Source organism: Aquiflexum sp. (assembly GCF_041751335.1).
GTDB lineage: Bacteria > Bacteroidota > Bacteroidia > Cytophagales > Cyclobacteriaceae > Aquiflexum.
On sequence record NZ_JBGSXS010000390.1, the window covers coordinates 1 to 4,322 of the forward strand.

Genomic DNA, 4,322 nt, shown 5'->3' on the forward strand with positions numbered 1-4,322 from the left:
TGGAAAAAATATTTAAAACAGATTTCTGATTCACATTAATAGTTATCCGCTTCTTTGCTAGTAACCTAATATTCTATTTCAAACGGGGGGGGCGAAAGTCCTAAGTCCGATGTACCGGACACTTCGATTTCTAAGCGAGAATTATATCGAATTACCATTTTACTGGCATCATTGCTTACGTACATGTTCAAATTTACAGGATCATATTAAGCAAATAAAAAAAGGAGCTTTGAGCTCCTTTTTTTATTTCACCACTTTGGTAGTGGTAGGTGAATAGAGGCCACAGGTAAGGAAATTGATCAGCCCATCAACAAATGTGTGCTGAATGGTCACTTCATAATCTTCGGACTCACCGGCCATTTTTGCTGGATCGGCTGTTTTCAAAGGTGCCAATCCATAGACAAGATAGTGGCTCCTGTCTTTTAGCTCTACACCTCTTTGAGGGCCTTTGCCCACGGTGTAGGTCTGTGTGAAGCATGATGTCAACAATCCTGTAGACAGTACCATCATGGCTGCATTTAAAATTAGTTTTTTCATTGTGGTAGATTTATATAAGTTGATATACAAATTACCCGAAATTTGACGCATGGGAATATCCCTAGAATATGTGGTTTACAGGCCTTTTAAAAGAATTTTTATTACATATTCATGTGATAATCAGCAAACAACAGGATATTATTTATTGGCTGTTGCAAATTTTGGAAAGGGGACATAGCCTTTGAATCCCAATATTTTGGCAAACCCGCCCACTACTTTTGCCATGAATTTTTGCATGAAAATCGGTGGACCTAAAACGAAAAGTTCTCCGTAGCATTCGTTGAGAATGGCTGCAAACTGAAGGGGGTTGGGAAGACCTTTTTTGTCCAGTTTTCCAAGTTGGTCCAGGGCGTACATGCTTTCGAGAAAATATTCGGTTTTTAATGCCGGTCTGAGCTCTGCAATGACCTCAAGCTCTTCTGAACCTGCATTGTACCATTTGTGGAGGGCATTCGGTGCGACGGTGATTTTTTCCCCCGGCAGCAATACCATTTCCTTTCCCTCATAAATCATGTTTAACTGTCCTTTGATCACCTCAAAGGATTCACTTTGTACCGGATGGTAGTGTTCCGGAGGGCCTTCTGCCCCGGATTTGATCCATGCCTGCACCCTAAGCACTTCTCCCTTGGAGTCCGCTGCGGTGACCAAAAACTTGGCTTTGTCGCCATAGGTTTTGCTTTCGATAATTTGATTGGTCTTTGCCATTTTTCTTTTATTAAATTGTGGTTAAAATAGATATGGCAAAACTACAACCTGAACTTAATCAGTGTTATACGGGAAAGGAATGGTTTTATATGGAGAAGGAAATATGGAGAATTAGGGGAGTAGGGAAGGAAGTAAGGATTAAGGAGAAGGGATAAAGGATAAAGGAAGAGGTGGTGCGTCATTGGTGGTCCCAAATTTTTTCAAAATGTTCAACAAAAAATAATGACATCTTGATTTAGTTTATATCAATAGGAATGCGGCTTTAGCCCATTCATGAATCAATGTAAATATCAATCGGCTTTAGCCAAAATAGAAACTTAGGATATAAGGTAAGCGATAATTTTTGGCTAAAGCCAGGGGTATATTCAGCCTCTTTTTCCCTCCCGCTAAAGCGAGAGGCAATTGATGGTAGGACTAAGCATTAATTTCTCAGCTTTCAACAAATCTGTCATTGGTATGCAAGAGGGAGATTCAAAAAAGGAAATTACCTTTTCAATGCTACTAAGGGAGCGTATCCAAAATGCTTTTTAATACCAATGCTGTTTTTCAAAGCTTCTGTGATCTTGTCCTCTGAGCAAAAAGTTTCAAAGAAATAAGTTGAATTGAGGTTGATGTGAAAAGTTTTAACCTTCCCCAGGGGCAGCTGATGTTCCCCTTCTGCGTGGGTCAAATGAATGGCATTGTGTGAATTTGCAGTAAGCAACTGTTTTTGGGGATAGCTGTAAAAACCAGAAGTAATTTCCCCTTCCAATAAAAATGGGAAGTTGACACTGTTTTCAGGCATATCAGTTTTTAGCTTGATGTTGGGTTGCAATTGGATGTTTCCAAACAAAAGGGACAAGCTGGATGTAGCCAAAACTTTACAGTCCAATTCACCAAAGTTTACATCCGAAAAATTCAAAGCCAGTTCCTGAACCTTAGGCTTTGAGGATATTAGTTTTACCACTGTTGAAAGGTCAAGAGGGGAAGAAAACTTTGGGCTGAGGAGTGAAAAATTCATGTTTTCAGGTATACTGGATTATAATTTGAAAGTCACTTCAATCCTATTTCCATCTGGATCTAATGTTTCGAATTCATAATACCCGTCGCCGGTTGTTCTGGGACCTCTGAGAATTTCATAACCTGCTTCCTTAAGCTCCATGGCTTTTGCATCCACCTCTTCCTTAGATTCGGTGCCAAATGCCAGATGGATTAATCCAAGGTGCTGTTTGGTCTTTCTGTCATTAAGGTTGGATGGAATTCCATCCATCTCCATGATTTCCAATCTGGCACCTCCTGAAAAGCTGATAAAGTAGCTTTTGAATCCGGTCTTTTGGTTGAGATAAAGAGAATTGGTCTTTCCGCCGAAATTCAGGCAATAAAAGTCTTTCAGATTTTCCAGGTTGTCCGTCCAGAGCGCTATGTGTTCAAGGGTCATAGTTGTTCAGTTTGTATAAAGATCAAATTGTAACGGTTTTATGGAAAAACCAAAATAACCTAGGCTGACATCAATCTTGTGTTTTGCTCCATTGGTCTGATATTGAGCATTTTCTGGAGATGGGCCCTGGCCCTGCTCAATTGGGATTTCGAGGTATTCTCACTGATATGCAGCTTTTGGGCAATTTCATGATGGGAAAATCCCTCTATAGCATACAGGTTGAAAACAGTTCTGTATCCGTTTGGAAGACTATTTATCAATTTCATCAGGTCCTCCACGGCCAATTCATCCGAAGGCTGATAATGAATGGGAGCCGGCAGAAGGCCATCCAAACCTATTTCCTTGTATAGGTTTTTCGCTTTTTCGAGATACATCAGACATTCATTGACCATAATTCTCCTGATCCAGCCGCCAAAATTCCCCGTTCCTCTGAACTGATGGATGCGGTCAAAAACTTTCATAAAACCTACTATGAGAATATCCTCGGCAGTTGCGGTTTCTTGGACATATCTTAGACAAAGTGCATACATTTTTGGGGAATATCTTTCATAGAGCTCCTTTTGCATGGCCGGGTTTTTTTCCTGGCACCCTAAAAATAATTCTGTTTCTGAAATTTGCTTGAGTGTTTTCATTGTAAAAGTTCGATAATTGATTGCCATTTTTCTTTTTTTAACCGTGGTTAAAATTTATAAAGCAAAGCTACAACCTTAACAAAATCAGGTTTATACGAAAAAGGAAAGCATTTATACGTGGAAGGAAATATGTTTGGAAGTGGGTAGTGAAGTGGGATGAAGAAGCGAGAGACAAGAGGCGAGAGATTAGAACCAAGAGCCACAAAGCGAGACACAGAAGGAAATGATTTGACAGTTCAAACTTAGGATTAAAAATGCCGTAGGCATGACCGAAATTATAGCCCGGTAATTTATTGCCGGGATTAAAGGTTAGGTTTGGATCATTAAGTGCCGAAGGCACGGACGATATTAAAAATAATCAAATAGTGTCAAGTAATATCAGGACGTGACACCGATGATATAGAAGGTGGAAGCGGGAAGTTGACGATGCCTGAAATTTAGATTATGGCGACATATTTAATCGGTTCTGATAAAAGGGATAAAGAAAATCACCTTTTTAGTGCTTCTGAGGGAGGGAAGCCGAAATGCTTTTTGAAGGCAATTGAAAAGTGGTTTTGATGACTGTAGGACAACCATTCAGCAACTTTCACAATACTGAGTTTTTGATCTCTGAGTAGGGCCAGGGCATGGTCCATGCGCAAATGTTGGTAGTAAGAAAAAATCCCTGTACCAAATGCTGATTTAAAGGATGTCTTGAGGGTCTGAATATTGGTTCCGAATTTTTTGGCCAGATCATCCAAAGTCCATGTAGCTGAAATATCGATTTCCAAAAAATCTTTGACGGCATAAGCCAGGTCATGATGTTTTCTGTCAGCAAATTTCTCAATCCTATTCAGATTTCCAAGTTGGTAAATCTGCAGGCTTATCAGTTCCAATGTCTTGATCTCCAAGTACATTTTTTTCATTTCGCCCTCAAATGGATTGGCGCAAATGGAACGGATGATTCCCTTCATTTCTGCATTGATTTGCCCGGGATGGCTTGAGGCTACTTGGGAGCTTTTTATATCAATACTTTTTTTAAGGGCTTCTGT

The 4,322-nt window shown here is 39.9% G+C and carries 7 protein-coding genes; 1 reads left to right on the top strand and 6 read right to left on the bottom strand.

Features of this window, described 5'->3' with window-relative positions:
- Nucleotides 1–243: 243 nt before the first annotated feature.
- Nucleotides 244–537 carry a Bor family protein gene (locus ACEW8U_RS21065; protein ID WP_373524028.1) on the bottom strand — a complete coding sequence of 98 codons (294 nt, stop codon included), beginning with the start codon at nt 535–537 and terminating at the stop codon, nt 244–246.
- Between the two features lie 138 nt (nt 538–675).
- Nucleotides 676–1,242 (bottom strand): cupin domain-containing protein, encoded by a 567-nt coding sequence (locus tag ACEW8U_RS21070; protein ID WP_373524029.1) that lies wholly within the window; start codon nt 1,240–1,242, stop codon nt 676–678.
- A gap of 32 nt (nt 1,243–1,274) precedes the next feature.
- On the opposite strand from ACEW8U_RS21070, the gene ACEW8U_RS21075 reads away from it, so the two are divergent.
- Entirely contained in the window at nt 1,275–1,397 is a 123-nt protein-coding gene (locus ACEW8U_RS21075; protein WP_373524030.1) for a hypothetical protein, read from the top strand.
- A 329-nt stretch (nt 1,398–1,726) separates the two neighbouring features.
- Here ACEW8U_RS21075 and ACEW8U_RS21080 read toward each other — a convergent pair whose 3' ends face one another.
- The 4 genes from ACEW8U_RS21080 to ACEW8U_RS21095 form a co-directional block, all read right to left on the bottom strand.
- Nucleotides 1,727–2,242, bottom strand: a complete 516-nt coding sequence (locus ACEW8U_RS21080; protein WP_373524031.1) for a hypothetical protein — start codon at nt 2,240–2,242, stop codon at nt 1,727–1,729.
- An 18-nt stretch (nt 2,243–2,260) separates the two neighbouring features.
- A complete protein-coding gene (locus tag ACEW8U_RS21085; protein WP_373524032.1) occupies nt 2,261–2,659 on the bottom strand; it encodes a VOC family protein in 399 nt (132 codons plus the stop codon).
- Between the two features lie 59 nt (nt 2,660–2,718).
- Nucleotides 2,719–3,291 (bottom strand): RNA polymerase sigma factor, encoded by a 573-nt coding sequence (locus tag ACEW8U_RS21090; protein ID WP_373524033.1) that lies wholly within the window; start codon nt 3,289–3,291, stop codon nt 2,719–2,721.
- Between the two features lie 488 nt (nt 3,292–3,779).
- Nucleotides 3,780–4,322, bottom strand: a 543-nt coding sequence (locus tag ACEW8U_RS21095; protein ID WP_373524034.1) for a helix-turn-helix transcriptional regulator, incomplete at its 5' end; no start/stop codon positions are given.